At 36.1% G+C, this 20,383-nt stretch carries 16 protein-coding genes; 14 read left to right on the forward strand and 2 right to left on the reverse strand.

Going from position 1 to position 20,383, the window contains the following annotated elements; all coding sequences use genetic code 11:
- Positions 1-11: 11 nt before the first annotated feature.
- The gene (gene rseP / locus BM327_RS08095) at positions 12-1,352 is read right to left on the reverse strand and encodes an RIP metalloprotease RseP (RefSeq protein ID WP_090248103.1); all 1,341 of its coding nucleotides are present in this window, start codon (positions 1,350-1,352) and stop codon (positions 12-14) included.
- 402 nt (positions 1,353-1,754) lie between these two features.
- Here rseP and BM327_RS08100 point away from each other — a divergent pair, with 402 nt between their 5' ends.
- The 11 genes from BM327_RS08100 (at position 1,755) to BM327_RS08150 (ending at position 12,102) form a co-directional block, all read left to right on the forward strand.
- Entirely contained in the window at positions 1,755-2,579 is an 825-nt protein-coding gene (locus tag BM327_RS08100) for an ABC transporter permease (protein WP_090248106.1), read from the forward strand.
- Between the two features lie 4 nt (positions 2,580-2,583).
- Complete coding sequence (locus BM327_RS08105) at positions 2,584-3,789, forward strand: ABC transporter ATP-binding protein (RefSeq protein ID WP_090248908.1); 1,206 nt, start codon at positions 2,584-2,586, stop codon at positions 3,787-3,789.
- Positions 3,786-4,508 carry a hypothetical protein gene (locus tag BM327_RS08110; RefSeq protein ID WP_090248108.1) on the forward strand — a complete coding sequence of 241 codons (723 nt, stop codon included), beginning with the start codon at positions 3,786-3,788 and terminating at the stop codon, positions 4,506-4,508. The genes BM327_RS08105 and BM327_RS08110 overlap by 4 nt, the downstream gene beginning before the upstream one ends.
- Positions 4,509-4,510: 2 nt before the next feature.
- Entirely contained in the window at positions 4,511-5,503 is a 993-nt protein-coding gene (locus BM327_RS08115) for a glycosyltransferase family 2 protein (protein ID WP_090248110.1), read from the forward strand.
- 311 nt (positions 5,504-5,814) lie between these two features.
- On the forward strand, positions 5,815-6,774 hold the full coding sequence (locus tag BM327_RS08120; RefSeq protein WP_090248113.1) for a glycosyltransferase family 8 protein: 960 nt from the start codon (positions 5,815-5,817) through the stop codon (positions 6,772-6,774).
- A gap of 265 nt (positions 6,775-7,039) precedes the next feature.
- Positions 7,040-7,597, forward strand: a complete 558-nt coding sequence (locus BM327_RS08125; RefSeq protein ID WP_170853716.1) for an acyltransferase — start codon at positions 7,040-7,042, stop codon at positions 7,595-7,597.
- Positions 7,576-8,523 (forward strand): glycosyltransferase family 2 protein, encoded by a 948-nt coding sequence (locus tag BM327_RS08130; RefSeq protein ID WP_090248120.1) that lies wholly within the window; start codon positions 7,576-7,578, stop codon positions 8,521-8,523. Before BM327_RS08125 ends, BM327_RS08130 begins: the two co-directional genes overlap by 22 nt.
- Before the next feature lie 5 nt (positions 8,524-8,528).
- On the forward strand, positions 8,529-9,293 hold the full coding sequence (locus BM327_RS08135) for a hypothetical protein (RefSeq protein WP_090248123.1): 765 nt from the start codon (positions 8,529-8,531) through the stop codon (positions 9,291-9,293).
- A gap of 26 nt (positions 9,294-9,319) precedes the next feature.
- On the forward strand, positions 9,320-10,255 hold the full coding sequence (locus tag BM327_RS08140) for a glycosyltransferase family 2 protein (RefSeq protein ID WP_170853717.1): 936 nt from the start codon (positions 9,320-9,322) through the stop codon (positions 10,253-10,255).
- 6 nt (positions 10,256-10,261) lie between these two features.
- The gene (locus BM327_RS08145; protein ID WP_090248128.1) at positions 10,262-11,158 is read left to right on the forward strand and encodes a glycosyltransferase family 2 protein; all 897 of its coding nucleotides are present in this window, start codon (positions 10,262-10,264) and stop codon (positions 11,156-11,158) included.
- Entirely contained in the window at positions 11,155-12,102 is a 948-nt protein-coding gene (locus BM327_RS08150) for a glycosyltransferase family protein (RefSeq protein ID WP_090248130.1), read from the forward strand. The genes BM327_RS08145 and BM327_RS08150 overlap by 4 nt, the downstream gene beginning before the upstream one ends.
- 2 nt (positions 12,103-12,104) lie before the next feature.
- On the opposite strand, the gene BM327_RS08155 is transcribed toward BM327_RS08150, so the two are convergent.
- Positions 12,105-12,884, reverse strand: a complete 780-nt coding sequence (locus BM327_RS08155) for a hypothetical protein (RefSeq protein ID WP_090248133.1) — start codon at positions 12,882-12,884, stop codon at positions 12,105-12,107.
- Positions 12,885-13,459: 575 nt separating this feature from the next.
- On the opposite strand from BM327_RS08155, the gene BM327_RS08160 reads away from it, so the two are divergent.
- The 3 genes from BM327_RS08160 to BM327_RS08170 are packed head-to-tail and all read left to right on the forward strand — an operon-like array spanning position 13,460 to position 20,268.
- On the forward strand, positions 13,460-17,041 hold the full coding sequence (locus tag BM327_RS08160) for a DUF7948 domain-containing protein (RefSeq protein WP_090248137.1): 3,582 nt from the start codon (positions 13,460-13,462) through the stop codon (positions 17,039-17,041).
- A 6-nt stretch (positions 17,042-17,047) separates the two neighbouring features.
- The gene (locus tag BM327_RS08165) at positions 17,048-18,061 is read left to right on the forward strand and encodes a PorP/SprF family type IX secretion system membrane protein (protein WP_090248141.1); all 1,014 of its coding nucleotides are present in this window, start codon (positions 17,048-17,050) and stop codon (positions 18,059-18,061) included.
- Complete coding sequence (locus tag BM327_RS08170) at positions 18,043-20,268, forward strand: DUF1573 domain-containing protein (protein ID WP_090248144.1); 2,226 nt, start codon at positions 18,043-18,045, stop codon at positions 20,266-20,268. Before BM327_RS08165 ends, BM327_RS08170 begins: the two co-directional genes overlap by 19 nt.
- Positions 20,269-20,383 lie beyond the last annotated feature (115 nt).

Here is a 20,383-nt window from a genome sequence, read left to right on the forward strand (position 1 = left end):
TATTAAAAGTTCTATTTTATGATGTAATTATAAATATCGTTACCGTTGGCGTATATTAAAAGGGATAAGATAAGAACGAATCCAACAAGTTGCGCATATTCTAAGACCTTTTGAGGGGCTTCTCTACCTGTAATGATTTCGTAGATTAGGAAGGTAACATGACCTCCGTCAAGAGCGGGAATAGGTAAGATATTCATTATCGCTAAAACGAAGGAAATAAAAGCCGTATTCCCCCAGAATACTTGCCAGTCCCAAGTTGTTGGGAAAAGGTTACCTATGGTTCCAAATCCTCCCATACTAGAAGCACCTTTTTTAGTGAAGATAAATTTCAATTGAACGAAGTAATCGTGCATCGTCCAACCTCCTTTGGCAATACCTTTTGAAATGGATTCTCCAAAACTGTAGGTCTTCGTTTCAACCTTAACTTGATTCGCTAAGTCGTTGTAAAAACCTATGGTTCCATTCGTATCAGTAGCCACTGTTTTGGTTAACGTGTCTCCATTTCTAATTAATGAAAGTTCAACAAGGGTGTCTTTAAAACTGCGTAAAGTTTGAGCAAATTCATTGTAGTAACCGTATTCTACTCCATTGATGGCAATAAGTCTATCTCCTTTTCTAAGGTCAGCCTTCAACGCGTTTCCTTCTGGAGCTAAGGTATCGATTATAGTTAAAACACGTGGAGAGAATAAACGAACAGCGTCGTTCTGGAACATCCATCTGTCTAAATCTACACCGTTCACTTGATTGGGTAGAACAACAGTTTCTGTAGTCCCATCTTCGTGTAATACTTCAATATTTCTATAACCTCTTAACCATATTTGAGGAAGTAGAGAGTTGACTCCATCGAATGCTTCGCCTTCTACACTTACTATTTTATCACCGTCTCTAAAATTCAAATTAAGTTCAGCAAGTGCGGGGTGTATGCTTAAGCCGTGAGGAAGTCCTTCGTTGGTTATTTTGTTTTCACCGTAACCAAAAATGATAAGGATGTAAATGAAGAATCCAACAATAACGTTTACGGTAACACCACCTACCATAACGATAAGTCTTTGCCATGCTGGTTTAGCTCTAAATTCATCAGGTTGAGGTGGTTTGGCCAATTGTTCTTTGTCCATAGATTCGTCCACCATTCCGGCGATTTTAACATAACCACCCAGTGGTAACCAACCAATTCCCCATTCAGTATCTCCAATTTTCTTTTTGAATAATGAGAACCATGCATCAAAGAAAAGGTAGAATTTTTCTACTCTGATTTTAAATAGTCGAGCAGGTATAAAGTGACCAAATTCGTGTAAAACGATTAATATAGAAAGCGATAGAATTAACTGCGCTGCTTTCATTAATATATCCATGTTGTTCTCCTTTAAATTTAGCTGATAAATATAGCTATTTATATTAGATTGCTCGGACTTGTAGGGGCTTAGTTTGACTTGCGTAAATATGGTGTTGGTCATACTTTATCCATACTCTATCTATACTTTATCCATACTTTAAAGTAGAGGGAAGGGGAGGTAGTGTTGAGTGTGAGTAGAGAGGGTTGATGTAATTTAAGGATTCAAGAATTCAAGGGTTTATTTTGTGAAAAGTATTGTGTGTAGTGTTTGATGGCGAAGGGGGATAAATATACAAGTGATTGTTGCTGTGTTGACTTTTGCCGTTTATCGAACAAAGGGTGACGCTGACATAAAATACCATGCAAAAACGCAATGGGCGCGCGATATTCTTTTAACTTTGGGAGAAAGAACTACTAGACGTTGAAGACAGTAATAGACGCGAATAAGAAATCCAGATTTCCTGATTTTAAAGAGCTGCTACGTTATAAAGATTTATTTAGAACATTGGCTTGGAGAGATTTTAGGGTAAGGTATGCACAAACGACCATAGGTTTTTTATGGGCATTAATACAACCCTTAGTAACCCTGATAATATTAAATCTTGTATTTGGAAGATTTGCCGAAGTGGACACTGGAGAAACTCCTCATATCTTGTTCACCATAGCTGGTTTGAGTATTTGGACCTATTTTTCTTTTGTAATGACGAATTCAGGCAGTTCCATCATTCAGAGTCAGGGTATGATTAAAAAGATATACTTTCCTAGGTTGGTGGTTCCTTTGTCTAAAGCAGTTGTGGGGTTAATAGATCTAGGAATAACGATCGTAGTACTCATAACATTGATGATATACTATGGGGTAATGCCCTCTATTAACATTTGGGCAGCTCCGTTATTTATAATCATGGGAATGCTGTCAGCGTTGGCTGTAGGAATTTGGTTGAGTGCTTTGACGGTGAGGTATAGAGACTTTCAACATGTTGTTCCTTTTATGGTCCAATTGGGCTTGTATATTACGCCTGTGGCTTATCCTGTTTCCGAGGCAGCCGACAAATTGCCACATTGGGTTATGACCCTGTATTATCTCAATCCAATGGCTGGTATTGTAGACGGTTTTCGCTGGTCACTTTTTGGAGGAAGTGCTCCAAGTAGTATGATGTACCTTTCTTTTGGAATGGTTGTATTTTTATTCATTACGGGTCTTTTGTATTTTAGGAAAATAGAAGACGACATAGCAGATTATGTTTAAAGGTATGAAGGAAGAGGTTGCTATACGCGTTAGCGGATTGAGTAAGCGTTATGAAATTGGTAAAGCAAAAGACGGAAGTCTAAGAGGTACCCTGTCTTCTTTATTCAAATCTAGTGCAGCTCAAAAAGATGAGTTCTGGGCGTTGAAGGATGTTAATTTCGAAGTGAAAAAAGGGGAGGTAATAGGTATTATTGGTAAAAATGGAGCCGGAAAATCAACCTTGTTGAAAATACTTTCTCAAATTACAAAGCCAACAGAAGGAAGAATAGAAATTAACGGAAGAGTAGCTTCTTTGTTGGAAGTAGGCACAGGCTTTCACCCAGAATTAACAGGTAGAGAAAATGTTTACCTTAACGGAACTATTTTGGGTATGACCCGAAAAGAGGTTGAATCAAAGTTCGATGAAATTGTGGCTTTCTCTGGTGTAGAAAAGTTTATAGATACTCCAGTAAAACACTATAGTTCGGGTATGTATGTGCGACTAGCCTTTGCCGTTGCAGCTCACTTAGAACCTGAAATTCTTATCATAGATGAAGTCCTTGCGGTAGGAGACGCCGAATTCCAAAAGAAATGCCTCGGCAAAATGAAAGATGTCGCCGGAGAAGGGAGGACGGTTTTGTTTGTGAGTCATAATATGGCGGCTTTAGAAGGGTTGTGTACGAAAGGATTTCTTTTAAAAGGTGGTCATGTTATTGGTGAAGGGGCTACCAAAAGTGTAATAGATCAATATATTAATTTAGGTAGTGAAAGTTTTCATCTTGACTTAGGGAGTGTAATAAATCGTAAGGGGAATCAAAAAAAACAATTTTTATCGGCAGAATGGCATGGAGAGGGAGCTAGTACTGTTAATAAAATTAAATCACTTAGGAACATAATTTTACGAGTAAAAATGAGCGATGAGGTGGATTTAAATATGTCAAGAATTGATGTTGGAATTAATAATTCTAGAGGAGATCGAGTAGCTTGGTTGAGTACTGACATGCTCAAGGCTAAACCAGAAAGTAAAACTTTGTTTGATTTTGAAATAGATAATTTTAATCTTTCACCGGGGGTTTATAATTGTAATTTCTTTTTCCAGGAAAAAAACGAATTAGTTGATTGGATACAAAATCAATTTCAATTTGAAGTAATTAACAGTGATTACTTTGGTGTTGGTAGATCTTTTCCTGAAAATCAGGGAAACATACTGTTTAATTATAGGTTAAAATGATAAAAAAAATTAAGTCTTTAATAGCTGAATTTAGAAACTACCAACAGATTCAAATTTCAAAACTTGAAGAACTCGAGTGGGCGCATGTATATCATGATAGTATTAGAGGAAATGAATTGTTAGAAAAGCTCCCATTAAATATTGGCAGGTGGGCTGGAAATTACTCATTTTTTTATGTGCTGCATCGAATTTTAAAAGAAACGGAACATAAAGCCATTTTAGAATTAGGTTTAGGGGAATCTTCGAAATTTGTAACAACTTGCTTAAAGAGTTACAAAAAGAGCTCAGTTCATACCATAGTTGAACATGATGATATTTGGCGAAATCGATTTTTGGTGCAAAATGAGTTGAATCCAAATTCCAAAGTTGAAATTTTTCCTTTGAAAGAGAAGTTTGTTAACGACGAAAAATATAATTCTTTTGACGGTCTAACAGATAAGGATTTGTCTGAATATAGTTTGTTTATTGTGGATGGTCCCTTTGGTTCTAATAGATATTCCCGATTTGACATTGTTCAAATTGTAAAAGGGTTTTTAAAAGATAAAGAGTTTATAATCTTAATAGATGATTACAACAGACCTGGAGAGGTGGAAACAGTTGATGAACTTTTAAATTGTTTAAATGAAAATGATGTAAAATATCAAGTCGGAGTCTATAAAGGAGGTAAGCATCAAATAGTAATTGCTTCAAACCATTATTCTTTTCTTACAACACTATAAATATGGAAAGCTTTTCTCCTGAAATATCCATTGTAGTTCCAGTGTTTAATAGAGAGAATTTGATAATAGAGACTATTGATTCTGTTGTTAACCAGACATTCGAAAATTGGGAGTTAATTCTTGTGGATGACGGTTCGACAGATAACACTCTAAGCGAAATTCAAAAGTATGGGGATCGTGATGCAAGAATAAAAGTTATTGAAAGGCATAGGGGACCAAAAGGTGCTTCAGCTTGCCGGAATATAGGTGTTGATAATGCACTCGGAGAATATGTAATGTTTTTAGATAGTGATGATCTTTTAACTTCAAACTGTTTGGAGCACCGTATGAGTTTTGTGTATTCCAAAAATCAATATGATGGATGGATATTTCAAACAGGAGTATTTGATATACGAATAGGCGATAAGAAAGTACTGTGGAATAATATTCTTAATGAAAAACCTGATTTAATACGGTTTTTTCAAATTGATATGCCTTGGTCAATTATGGGACCAGTTTGGAGAAAAAATCAGTTGTTAAAATTTAATGAAGAAGCACTTAGCTTCCAAGATTGGGAGTTTCATATAAGAATGTTGATTAATGGTATAACCTATGTAAAAGATACTGGAGGTTTAGTTGAAGCATATTATCGAAGGGATCAAAAAAACTCATCCATCTCCAAAACCGGGGTGAGTAAAAAGTATGTGATGAGTAAAATAATGTTAATGTTTGATCTCTTTGAATCGATTCAAAATTTAGAGGAAGAGTTTAGATTTGAATATTCAAAGTTATTGTTTAGAAATACCAAAGAATTAATAAAGCACGCGGAGTTAAAATTAGCGAAAACACAATGGTTTGCGGTTAAAGAATTAAAGGTAATGTCCAACCTTGAATTGAATTTATGGTGGCTTTATATAAAATTTGATTCTAAATTCATGGAGTTTTTGGGGTATAGAGTTTTTAAAAAGGCCCGTTTTCTCAACAAGGAATCAACATTTTTAAATTATTTTGGGTAAAATTGTAAACTTTTAATCAAGTTAATAATTTTTGTTTTCCTCTGATTGAATAATGGGACAAGATAATGTCATACTTACCATTAACCGAGGATGAGAGTGTTACAAAATGTTTATTTTAACTATGAGCAATGGACTTATTTCTTTGTTATAAATTACAACTTCTTATAATTTACGATGTAAGAAAGAAGGTTATATAATTCACATGATTGTTCATTGAATCCTTTAATTACTGGAAAAAGTTCACTTCGAGTTTTTCTTTATGGAATCAGAATTAAATTGGACCTATATAATCGAATAAAAAAATATTTTAAATGGTGATACCTATAGTTTTATCTTCAAACAATGGTTATGTGCCATATATGTCCACAGCTATAGAGAGCATTATGGAAAATGCTGGTTGCAATCACCAGTATAGGATACATATTTTTCATAAGGAAATAAGCGATGAATTTCAGGAGCTTTTATTTGATCAAGTTAAAAACAGGTCGAATTTTTCCATCGAATTTATTGATGTTCGTAGCCATTTTTTAAAATTTGCCCCATATACAGCAGGGATTAGTATAGAAGCGTATTATAGGCTTTACATTCCTTATTACTTTAATAATGATGAAAAAGTGTTGTATCTGGACTGTGATTTGATTTGTAATCGGGACGTAGCTGATCTTTTTAATTTTGATATTGGAGACCATTTGATAGGAGCAGTAAGAGGTCTCGCGGAAATTGGGTGGTACAATAGTACGGAAAATCACTATTGGGATACTTTATTGAAGCTTGAGAATCCCAAAAATTATTTCAATTCAGGAGTAATGCTTATAAACACATCTAGATTTCGCAATGAAATAAGCTTTGATCAACTTCTTTCAGAAACAGAAAAAGAAGAGTATCCATGTTATGATCAAGATGTTCTTAATATTGTTTGCCAAGAAAAGTGTTACTTTATTCCAAATGAATGGAATTTCATCAAGTACCCGCTCGCTGAAAATTTAGATGCAGAAATGTCGAACATTTATAGTGAAGTTGAAAAAAAACCAGGTATTATCCATTTTGCAACTGGTTATAAACCATGGAGTAATCAGTTTTATGTTCCCTTCGCTTATGATTTTTGGAAGTATGCTATGCGGACTCCGTTTGCAGATATTATTAAAGAACGAATGAATGATCAGTTCACTGTCTTCAATAAAGAAAAGCTTCAAAATGATTTTTCGAAAGTCCCTTATTTTGTTTTAGTCAAATCACTTTTGCTTAAATTGAAAAATAAAATTTTCAATTGAGTTCAGATTTGTTACAATTGAACTGGATTGACTTTTTGAGTGTTTGTTTTGTGATACTAAGTGATGATAACCTAAGCGGATAGTTTATAAGAAGCAACTAAATTAGGTTTACTCAAAGAAATCTCAATTAGTATAAACCATAAAGACTTTATAGAAAGTGAATATCAAAAATTTATAAATTCACAGAAAAGCAATGTTGAATAGAATTTTAAACAAGATAAATAAGCTTTATACAAAGATTAGACTATATCGGACTAAAAATGGTATGACCGATAATTCTGATTACTCATTTATTAAGTTAGTTATTCAAGGAACAAATAATATAATAGAAATTGGTGATAAATCAATTATTGATCGATTGACAATTGAAATAAAAGGAGATAACAACCATATAATAATTCACGAAAGGGTTAAATGTAAAAATGGTAAATTTCATATTGATGGAGATTCCAATCAATTAATCATAGGGAAGGATACAACATTTGAGCAAATTAAAATTTGCCAAATCGAAGACAAGAATACAATTACCATTGGAGATGATTGTATGTTTTCACACGGTATAGTAATTAGAAATGGTGACTCCCACTCCGTTTTAGACTTAGCTACATCTCAGAGATTAAATTACTCTGGTAATGTCACAATTAAGGACCATAGCTGGATAGGCATGAATGCTATAATTCTAAAAAATGTAACCATAAATGAAAACTCCATTGTTGCTGCAAATTCACTTATTACAAAAGATATTGAAGCTAATACTATTGTAGGAGGAAACTCAGCTAAATTAATTAAGCAAAACATTTCATGGAGCAGAGAACGAATTTAGCCTTATCAATTGTCATAGTCCACTATAAAACCAAAGAGTTAACCACTAAATGCATTGAGAGTGTCTATCAAAGTGAGTTTCAAGATTTCGAAATCATAGTCGTTGATAATGCTTCTAATGATGGTGCAGGTGTAGAAATTAAGGAGCTGTATCCAAATGTGAAGTGGATATATAACGAAAGCAATGAAGGTTTTGGGAGAGCTAATAATATTGGGATTCAACAGGCAAAGGGTGAGTATATTCTTCTTTTAAATTCAGACGTTCAGGTAAATAAAGATACTTTGGGGTCGTGTTTGGCTGAAATTGAAACGATTGAGGACTGTGGGGCGCTGGGGTGTAAACTTCTAAATCCCGATGGTTCAATACAAAAATCACAATATTTTCATGTAGATGATTTTCAGGGAGTTCTCAAAAATAATATTTTATTTAGTCATCTGATGTATAAGGAACCGTCTATACTTAAAGCTGTAATGGGAGCATTTATGTTGATACCATCTAAAATTATACAAGAGGTAGGAGATTTTGATCCAGATTTTTTTATGTATGCCGAGGAAATGGAGCTTTGTAAAAGAATCGTATCAGCAGGGTATTCTATAAATTATACCAGTAAGGCATTCGCTATCCATGAACACGGAGCTAGTAGTTCTAATCAAACTTGGTCAACACGACAAAACTTACTATCAAATGCTTTATTGTTTTATAAAACAAGGGGGATTATTGGTTATGCGGTTTTTCATATTTTGATGGTTCTTAACATGCTAACTAATATTTGTTTTATTTGGAAGATGACTAAGCCAATGAAAGAGTCATTTTTTCTGGTTAATTCTAGTTATTTGAGGAATGCACCGAAGTACTTTACTCTTCCTTTCGAGTTTAAACGAACAAGAGGTGAAGGTAACCAACTCCTGAAATTGGATAGAAAATAAATTTAATGAATTTACAAGGAGAAAAACTAGTTTTAGAAATTCCATACGGTGGTTTGGGAGATCATTTATTTCATAGCCATTTACCAAGAGTAGCCAAGGAAATTGGGGGGTATGATAAAGTTTATATTTCAAGTAAATCCTTGTTTAGACATCCTGATAATAAACAACTGGTCTGGGAGTTAAATCCTTTCGTTGATGGTTTTGTCGATGAAGAGGGGAAAAGTTGTGATTTAGATTCACTGGTGAAAAAAGTTGGACCTAATTCTTCTACAAATTTGTTAGATGAGGTTATGTTTGCTTTTGGATTCGATAATGGTAGAAGATGGAATGAGCCGGAAGTTTATTACGAACCTAAATTTATTCCAGAGTTTCATAAAGTTGTATACGATCCAAATTATCTATCATGGATAGGGAAAGTTTCAGATCAAGAGGCTATGTATTTTTTTAAGAATATGGGTATCGAATTTGAGGCAATTATGAAGATTAGATCAGAAAAAAGAATGTATGTGTTGAAAGGAAATGAAAGTATTATCGAAACACCAACTTTGTTTGATTTTTGTGATTTAATTTTCTCATCTAAAAAATTATATTGTCTAACATCAGGAACAGCTACTTTGGCAAGTTCTTTTGGGAAATCAGCAGTTGTGTTTTATGGAGCGGGACAGCAGACTGGATTTAGACATTCAAAACTTCATACCTATATTTTTATTAAAAATAATTTTAGGATTCGATTTTTGAATAAAATTAAAAGGTTCGTGAATAGGAACTAATGATTTTTAAGCGAGAGTTTGGAATAATGAACAAGTTAAAAGATTTAAAATATGATATTGATTCACCTGTAAAGGTAAGTGTCGCCATGATAGCTTACAATGTAGAAAAGTACATTGAGGAGGCTATTGAAAGTGTTTTAAATCAGAGGGTGGATTTTAGAGTAGAACTTGTTATTGGTGAGGATTGTAGTACAGATAACACTTTGCTAATTGCACTTACTTATCAAGAAAAATATCCAGATATTATTAAAGTGCTTAGGCCTGAAAGAAATCAAGGGTTAACTCCAAATTGTATTGCAACCATTAATAGTTGTTCGGGTGAATATGTTGCCTTATTAGATAGTGATGATTTTTGGACGAATGATAACAAATTGAATCTTCAAATAGACTTTTTAGATAAAAATGAAACATATGCTGGTTCGGGGCATCAATCCTTTAAAATCTATGATGATAGACCTGAAATTAATGAATTGTTTGGAGCGTTGGAATCGAAAGATTATGTATTGAATGATATGATTACGCATCGTAAATTTCATACCTCTTCATTCGTGTTTCGAAAAAGTATTTGGGATAAAACAGGAGGGATTCCATCCGATATTTCCTCTAATGAAAGAGCGCTTTTTCCTATGGTTGCAATTTTTGGTAAAATTAAATACTTCAAGGAGAATATGTGTGTTTATCGTTTTTCAGGTTTCGGTTTATCCTCGAGAATTGATTATAAAGAACTTGAAACGGATTTGAATATGCTACCTTGGTTAAAGGATATTGATGCTTCATTTCCTACAGCTAAATTTAAATCCTTTCTGCATTTGTGTATATACACCTATGGGGTTAGCAAAATACCTTTTTCAAGTCTTCTAAAACACTATACCTTATTTGTCTGGAATTCGTTTGCGTATTTCCCTAAAAACATGGGAGATTTAAAATGGGGAACGATTGATTTTGTTAAAAGGTTAATTTAGCAAAATATGACAGTACCTAGAGTTACCATAGGAATGCCCGTCTTTAATGATATAGAATTTATTGAAGAGTCAATTGAGAGTTTACTGAATCAATCTTATGAAAATTTTAAGCTAATTCTATCTGATGATGGCTCTACCGATGGTAGCAGTGATATTTGTTTGAAGTATGCAGAAATCGATGACCGAATAGAGTATATCCGTCAACCAAAAAATTTAGGAATTTCAAGAAACATGGAGTTTTTAGCTCGAGAATCAGATACAGAGTATTTCATGTGGGCTGGAGATGATGATATTTGGCATAAGGAGTTTTTAGAAAAATGCGTGTCTTTACTCGAATTAAATAAAGATGCTGTAGTTGCTTTTTCGAAATATGATACGATTACTGAAGCAAAGAAAAAGTTAAGAACAATCTCTAAACCAGCATACAGTAACGCATCATCATTCGTACGGTTAAAAGAATTTATTAGGGATGCTGACGATGGTTTCGGTTATGGATTACTTCGTACCGAAGTAGCTCAAAAAGTATCATTCCCTGTTTGGTGGTGGCCGAATAGAAAAACGCCGTATAACAATATTTACCCAACATTATGTTTTTATTTGGCACAAGGGAATTATAAGGAGTATTCGGAAGAATCGTTGTTTTATAAAAGGGTAAAAACAGAGGGCAGAGTAAATCATAAACTGATAGGAGAGGGGAATGCATTTTATGAAACCATTGCATACGTACTAAGGAGATTTAACCTAACCGTGTTTTCATTTAGGGAAATTAGAAGGGCAAAAAATATTGGTTTAGCTTTTCGTATTTTTCCTTTGCTGATTTATAATTGGTTTCTTTTATCTTCCCTACAGCAAATCAATTTGGCAGCAAAGAGTTTTGTTAAAAACAGAGTATTAAAAAATTGAAAAAACTCCTCCTCATATCTTACTTTTTTCCACCTGCGAATTTCGTAGGTGCACAGCGTACGGCCTATTGGGCGGAAAATTTACACAAATATGGTTATTATCCCATTGTAATAACGCGACAATGGAATGAGAACCAAACGACCCTAACAGAGAAACAAAACAAAAATGAACTTGTCGTTGAAAAACATGAGGGATACGAGGTTCATCGTTTGCCTTATAAGGAAAGCTTAAGGGATAAATTAGATCAATCGGGAAAATACCCTTTGCTTCGTCGGCTACTTACCTTGAAAGAGATGATTTTGTCTAATTTTTTTATATCCGCTTTACCCTTTTCAAATTTTTACTCCTATTCCAAAGAATTGCTTCAAAACGATGAGGACATTTCAGCAGAAAGGAAATCGAATCAACTCTGTATTTTATACGCTGGCACTTTGTATGCAGAACAAAATGTTGAAATACTAATAGAGGCCGTTGGGAATTTTAGAAGTGATATTCAATTAAAATTTATTGGAATAGAAATAAATGCAAGGGAAAAAGATAGGGTGCTCATGTTATCTAAGAAGTACAATGTTGATGTTGTGATTGAATCGAGGAAGTCAGCTAAACTAATTCACGATGATTATTGTAATGCAGACTTATTATTCATAACTGGTTTTTCAAATATCAAGGGTTATTTACCTGTGAAAATGTTTACCAATTTCCAAACCGGAAAACCCATCCTTCTGTGCCCATCCGACGATGATGTGATGGAAGAGTTTATTCGTAAAACGAATTCAGGGTACATTGCCAATTCTGTTGATGAATGTAAGGCAATATTAGAAGAATTAATAGCGAAAAAGAAAAGAGGTGAAAGCATTCAACTTGAGCGTAACACGAAGGAAGCCTATTTTTATTCTCGAGAATACCAAACCAAAAAATTAGCGAAGATATTGGACACATTGTAGCCTCACTCCACCCTAAACTTCCAAACTCCACTTACCCCAACTATTCCTGCACTCCCAATATTTCTCCCGTTTAACACTTTGGAGGCGGAGACGGATATTCCAAATCTTTCTTTGAGTTGGTAGTAGATTACTCCGCCGAAACGTTGGTAGCTTACACCGAGTTCTCTGAAATCGTTATAAGGGATAGGACCCAAGAAAATAGCATCGCCTAAGCTGGTTTGGTTCTCAAACCATAAATCTCCATACCATTTGCCGGCTCCGTAACCTATTTTTGCCGACCAATTCCAGGCGTGAGGAACGGGGACCAATGTATTTTGATAAGTAGCTTGTGTTTGTATGAACCACGGGGTGTTGGGCTTGTATTGGAGTACCAACTTTGGTTGTAAATTGGTGGCTCTTTGACCAATAGACTGACTCGTTTCTGTATTGTAATTCGACATAGGAAATGAAATGCCTACCGCAGGAATTACACTCAATCCTTTCCATTTTAGCACTTCGTATTTCGTGAAAAAAGAGGCGTCTTGAGGTTTGCCATTAATGATGGGGGCAGAGGCGATGACATCCCATTTGTTCGTGATGCCATATTCAGCGAAGGTGTTGAAAATAAAAAGTTCTCTTCCGTATTCTATAGTGTTTTGAGCGTAGTATAGCTTTGCTTTTTCGTAGGCGAAGCCCAAAGCCATATCTGTTCTTCCTTTGCCTTTAAAAAATCCATCGACAAGACCTTGAGCACTGCTCGCAAAAGTAATGAAGAGTATTAGAGATGTGAGGAGGGCTTTCATACTAGTAGTTTTGAGTTTAGACGGGGACGGGGGATAATTCTTACTTCGAAGCTTGGGTTTGTTCATTTCTTTTTCATTGATAATACTTCGGCTCCGCTCAGTACGGCGCAAGAAACGAACCAAAGAAAAATCTAGGCTGGAGCGATTTAAGGATTCAACAATTCAATAATTCAAGAATTTGAAAATTTGATGGATTTGATGGATTTGAAAGATTGAGATTCGAACGAAATTAGATTTCTAGAAATCTAGGTGTATAGCTTCTATAATTACTTTAGATTTACTTTGTGAACTTTGTGAAAATCTTTGGTGACTTTGTGGTTAAAACCCCGTATTATTCTTTTGCTCAATTTGATGTAGTAGACTTCGGCTCCTCGACTCCGTTATTAGATTAGCATTAAGATAAAACGATGTAAATTTGACGGTTTTAAGGGGGAAGCAATATTACACGTTTGTACTCCCTCCTCTTGCTCGATACTCACACTCATTACTGTTATTGCTCACACTCCATACTGTCTTGACAACCTCAAGTCCTTAAAATTCGTTTATTAAGTAAACAAAACTTATATTAGTCTTCCATGCTTAAAAAACTGTTTTTCATCTGTTCTATCGTCTTGTTTTCCGTGGCGAGTTTGGCCCAAGAAATTGAGCATGAACATAGTTTGTATCACGGTTTTATGGAGAACAAAGGACAATGGGAAGAAGATGTTCTTTTCCAAATGAATTTGGCCTATGGAAACTTATGGGTAGAGCAGGGGAAGTTCATGTATCACCTCCAAGATTATTCGGAATTAGAAAAAGTTCACGGTCAACTCAAACAAGCTAAAAAAGGTGTAACCACTTTTAATCAGGATATAATTCATCTTAATTTTCTTGGGAGTCAGGAAGTTAAACAAGTAGAAAAAATTGGAGCTTCTCAACACTATTACAATTTCTTTTACGGTCAGGATGAATCGAAGTGGACACATGGGGTGAAAACTTACAATGAAGTAAAGCTGCACGAATTTTATCCAGGAATAGACCTTGAATTAATAGAAATTGAAGGGAGTTTTAAATATCAATTTAAAGTGGAGCAAGGTGTAGATCCTTCCTCTATTCAACTTCAATATAGCAATCAAAAAGGACTTCAAGTTGGTCGAGATGGAGCCTTGAGAATAGAAACTTTTTTAGGTGAAATCAAAGAGGAAAAACCCTACGCGTATCAAATTATTAACGGGAAAATTAAAGAGGTTGAATGTTCCTTTAAGTTGCTCAATGATAGTGTAGTCGTGTTTGATTTAGGTAGTTATTCCAAACATGCACCGTTGGTAATAGATCCTGTTTTGGTCTTTGCAACCTATTGTGGGTCTACCACAGATAATTTTGGGATGACGGCAACCTATGGTCATGACGGAAGTGCTTACAGTGGTGGGACTATCTATGGAAATGCCTATCCAACACCAGATCCCAATGCCTACAATACTACTTCAAATTTCACGGTTCAGAACGTCAATAATTCCATCACAACAGATGCTTTTATCAGTAAATATGCTGCGGATGGCGAAACCATGTTGTGGACCAGTTTCTTAGGAGGGGGAAACAACACTCAAGGTACAGAAACTGTCCATTCTTTGGTGTGTGACTTGCAAGATAATATCTATTTATTCGGGGTCACATCGAGTACAGATTTCCCTATAGTTAGTGGGCTCCAAAGTACACATGGAGGAGGGAGTGCCTTAAATATTGCAAACAATGGATGTAATTTCGGAACGGTAGGTACAGATATTTACGTGGCCAAATTAAGTGCGAATGGACATAATTTATTGGGGTCAACCTACGTAGGAGGAAGTGCAAATGATGGAGTGAATTATTTACCGAGTTCAGGAAATTATACTTCGCCTGTTCACTACGATTCCTTAACGACGAATTATGGAGACCAGTTTCGAGGAGAGATTTTTTTAGATGATAACAACAATATACTCATCGCTTCGTGTACACGATCAACGGACTTTCCAACCCAAACTCCTTTTCAAAGTTCTCTTGCAGGTCAGCAGGATGGGGTAGTGTTTAAATTGAAAAATGATTTTACCCAGTTGTTATGGTCGAGTTATTTTGGAGGAACAAAGAATGATGCCTGTAACAGTGTTAAGCTGGATGGAAACGGCAATGTTTTCATCGCTGGAGGAACTTCAAGTAATAATCTTTCAACTACGTCAGGAGGATATAGTCCTACATATAACGGTGGGGAGAGTGATGGGTTTTTGGCCAAAATTTCGAGTAATGGTCAAACCCTTATGCAAACGACCTACATCGGAGAAAATCTATATGATCAGGCTTTTTTTGTGGAGCTAGACGAGAATGATAAAGTATATACAGTGGGTCAAAGTGCAGGGGGAAACTTTTTTGTTCATCCTCAATCTTACAGCAATGCCGGAAGTTCTCAATTCGTAGCCAAATTAAATAATGATCTAACAGCTTTAGAACGCTCAACTGTATTCGGAACAGGGAGTGCTAACATAGACATCTCGCCCTCTGCTTTTTTGGTGGATGTGTGTGGAAACATCTATGTATCGGGTTGGGGAGCGAATATTTTACAGACTTCTCCCATTGGAAACATGCCTACGACCTCCAATGCTTTTCAGGCTTCAGCGCCCAATGGTTTCGATTTTTACTTGGTAGTTTTTGAAAGGGATTTAGAAGGTTTGCTTTATGGGACATACATTGGAGGTTTTCAAGCCAACGAACACGTAGATGGTGGTACGAGTCGTTTTGATAAGAATGGTGTGGTATATCAATCTGTATGTGCAGGTTGTGGAGGAGTGAGTGATTTCCCAACAACTCCAGATGCTTGGAGTAGTCAGAACTTGGCCAACAACTGTAATAACCTGGTTTTTAAATTCGATTTTGAGCTCATCCCAAAGGCTGAGTTTTTTGTAGATATGGAATTGGGGTGCGCGCCGTTTACAGTGGATTTCAGTAATTTCTCTACCTCCGATGACAATTTTATCTGGGATTTCGGAAATGGCAACCTAGATTCAACCACCTTTGAACCGAGTATTTTGTACGATACTCCGGGGACCTATGATGTTTTTCTTTATGTAACGGATACCGTTTGTTTGATTACGGACACAGCAAAAGTTACCATTACTGTTGATGAACCCATTCAGTTAGATATGCCAGCAGATGTGGCTTTATGTTCGCCAGAGGAATTGACGTTTACACCCAATAGCTTTGGTACAGCCAATCAGTTTGTTTGGTCCACTGACGTGAACTTTACAGATACCATTAACGACGATTTAACTGATTCTGTTTTAATTGTGAACCCAACAACAGACCAAACCTATTATTTATCGGTGGGTGATGGAGCATGTAATACCGTAGATTCGGTGCAAGTTATGTTTACCAGTGCAGCTATGGAGCTTTCAGGAGATATCAACCTGTGTAGGGATGAGGTAGGGAGTTTTACCGTTCAAAGTTTAAATCCCAACCTGAGTTTATCCAATTTTAATTGGTCGCCAGATTCTGTGCTTGTTTCAGGCCAGGGAACGGATCAAATCCAAGCGCAATTCACAACAAGTCAATACATGTATGTTGAGGTTGATGTTTCTAACGGCTGTCACCTCTACGATTCCATTTGGGTGAACGTAAGTTTTATTTCGGCCAGTGATGTGTTGGCTATAGCCTCAGATACCATCGTTCCTTCAGGAACTGCTGTAAATCTTACTGCCCTACCGAGTGGGAATTACAATTATTCATGGTCGCCAACTACAGGTATTACAGATCCTAACCAACAAAATCTTACGGTTGAAGTTTTTGAGGATATTACCTACACAGTAAGCGTAACAGATGGCATTTGTACACGAACGGATGATGTGGTATTAAAGGCCTTTACTTATGTGTGTGGCGAACCTTTTGTGTTCGTACCCAATGCTTTTTCACCCGATGGAGATGGAGAGAATGATGTACTTTTTGTACGTTCTAACATCGTGAGTAAATTGACCTTTAAGGTCTTTGATAGATGGGGAGAATTGGTGTTCGAAAGCAATGATATTACCAGAGGTTGGGATGGAACATTCAAAGGCAAATTATTAGATCCCGATACCTATGATTATTATTTGGAAGCCTATTGTATAGATGGGAGTCAGGAAATTATTAAAGGAAACATAACTTTAATTCGTTAGACTTTTATGAGGCTGAAAGGGTTGAAATCTGTACTTGTTGTGCTTCTGGGAATGGTAAATTTCTGGAGCCAAGCCCAAGATGTGCATTTTTCTCAGTTTGATTACAACCCCGTTTTTCAAAACCCAGGTAACGTTGGACAATTTACTGGAGACCTTCGTTTTCATGTCAATTACAAAGATCAATGGCGTCGGGTGACTGTTCCTTTTCAAACCACAAGTCTTTCCGTAGAAACACGCATTAAAAAAGTAGATGGCCTGGCCTTTGGAGTCTATTTGTTCCACGATGTTGTAGGAGATGGAAGTTTGAGAACTGTTGAGTTTGTTCCGAGTGTTTCTTATTTATTGAAATTGACCCCCGATTCTACTCATACACTACGACCAGGTTTTCAAATAGGAATTAATAGTAGGAGTTTACAATTCGATCAGTTTTATTTCGACAACCAATTCAATGGAATCTTCTTCGATCCGAGTTTGCCAACCGGAGAAAATTTGGGTAATTTATCCAAAACCAATGTAACGATAGGCGCAGGTTTCGTTTATGAATTTTACATGGATGAAAGAAATAAAATCACAGCAGGAACAGGTCTTTTCAATATCAACAGACCCAATCAAGGATTTATAGGTCCGAAAGTACAGCGTGATATGCGTTTCAACCTCATGGCGCGTTATCAGCGCAAATTAGATCCCGATTGGGATATTCTACCCTCCTTACAGTTTAATGTACAAGGGAAATATAAAGAACTCATCTTTGGAGCTCAAGCAAAGTATTATTTAGAGAACAGGAATGGGAACTACAAAGCCTTGTACGGCGGTTTGTACCTTAGAAACAGAGATGCCTTGTATCTATTATTAGGGATGGATTGGCAAAACATCTGGGCGGGAATAAGCTATGATATTAACGTTTCACAATTGATACCCGCAAGTAATGCCCGCGGAGGTTTGGAATTGAGTTTCCGTTACATTCTAACCCGATTTAAACCTAAAAATATTAAACACAGAGTATGTCCAGACTTCATATAGTTTTACTGATTAGCGTATTTTCTTTTTTGAGTTTCGGACAAAAAGAGTATCAAAAAAACGTTGAATTTGCCGATCAAAAAGTGGCGGAGGGAGATTATGTTTATGCATTAAATTACTATCAGAAGGCCATGAAAATAGATTCTACCAGCGTAGATATTTATTGGAAATATGCCCAAGCCTTGCGTGCTTTTAAGGATTACAGAAAGGCGGAGTACTACTATGCTAAAGTATACGAGCGAGAAGAAACGCAAATCTATGAGGAGAGTCTACTTTACTTAGGGTTGATGCAAAAGCAAAATGGTAAATATGCTGAAGCTTTGGAGACCTTCAAGTTGGCTAAAAAGAAATACAGAAGTTCTAAAAATAAGGATATATATGCCAAGGCGCGACAAGAGTTCAAATCGTGTTTATGGGCAAAAAATGCAATAAGGGATACTTCCACTTTAGTTTTCGAGGCTTTGCCGGTAGGAGTAAATACGAAGAATGCAGAATTTGGGCACAGGGTGCACAATCAGCAATTGTATTTTAGTTCCTTAAGAGCAGATTCAATTTCAGCGAATGAGGAGGTTTATGCAGATAGTTACTCTACTCAAATTTACAGGAGGAATTTGATCGGGGATGGTGATGTTGAACGAATTAAAGATTTGGCGTTGGATGCTTTCAATACAGGAAACGGTAGTTTTAGTTTGGACGGAAAGCGCTTTTACTTCTCGGCTTGCAAACCTTATGGAGGAAATTACCAATGTAAAATCTTGGTGGCTTACACACAAAATGGTCGCTTCTCTGATATAGATACCTTGGGAGAGATAATAAATGAGGCCTATGCAAACACAACCATGCCCTACATCGGAGAATGGGAAGGAGAAGAGGTGTTGTTCTTTGTGAGTGATAGAGAAAAAGGCAAGGGTGGATTGGACATCTGGTATAGTTTTATAGAAGATGGTAATCAATACAAAAAACCTAGAAATGCAAGAAGTATTAACACCGCAGAAAATGATTTGAGTCCGTATTGGGATGGAGTTAATCAACGTTTATACTTCAGTAACTCATGGGATGAAGGTTTTGGTGGATACGATGTTTTTTATTCGGAGTATAACAATGGTTGGGGAGAAGCGGTAAATTTAGGTGCACCTATTAACAGTCCGGCGAATGATCTCTACTATTTCCAAGCGGGCGATAGTGCTTTTGTGAGTTCGAATCGATTGGGCGTTTTGTACAGTAAAAACCCAACCTGTTGTTCTGATGTTTTCGTAGCCTATAGATTGCCCCAAGAAGAGGAAGAATTGACACCTCAAGAATCTTTGGAAGAACTAAACAAACGTTTACCCATTACCCTTTATTTCCACAATGACATTCCCGACCCAAGGTCTATAGACACTACATCCCAAGTGAATTACATCGATAGTTATAATGATTATATGGCGATGTTGGATCGTTACAAAAAAGAGTACAGCGCGGGGTTAAGTGGTGAAGCGGCTCAAGATGCCAAAGACGATATAGAAGATTTCTTTGTGGAATATGTGGAACAAGGCGTGAAAGATTTGGAGATTTTTAGGGATCTGTTGTTAGAGGAGTTGAATAAGGGACGTAAAATCAAGCTTACGGTAAAAGGTTTCGCAAGTCCTTTAGCTAAATCTGATTATAACGTTAACCTTACTAAGCGTAGAATCGCCTCGCTTAAAAATTACCTAGAAGAGTATGGAAATGGTGAATTCAAAAAGCATTTCGAAGCTGGGAATTTAACCATAGAGGAAGTTCCTTTTGGAGAATATACGGCCAATACTTTAACCAGTGATAACCCAAACGATAAGAAGAATTCTATCTATTCTAGAGCAGCAGCCATAGAGCGTAAAATAGAAGTGCAGAGTGTGTTTTTAGATACTTTGAAAAAAGAAGCGCAATTGGAGGTGAAGGAACCCATATATCAGTTCGATACGATTACAGAAGGTGAAATCATTCACCAAACATTTGTGCTAGAAAATACGGGGAATGCCCCTTTGTACATAGATAGTTTACAATTACCTTGTCACTGTATAAGCGCTACCTTAAACGATAGCATTATTCTACCCGGTGAGCGCTTAGAAATCCCAGTTGTACTGGATACTAAAAATTACAAAGGTCGCTTGGTACAATCTGTTTATGTATATACCAAAGGTGCGGACAAACCCATGCGCTTGATTTTGGTGGGTATCGTAGAGGAGGAGTAATCGATTGAAAGATTCAATAATTCAAGGATTCAAGGATTCAACAATTCAAGGATTTGAAAGATTTGAAAATTTGAGGGATTTGATTGATTAAGGTTAGAACTAATCTAGCTCTCTA

Source organism: Lishizhenia tianjinensis (assembly GCF_900116425.1).
In the GTDB taxonomy this organism is placed as follows: Bacteria; Bacteroidota; Bacteroidia; order Flavobacteriales_D; family Crocinitomicaceae; genus Lishizhenia; species Lishizhenia tianjinensis.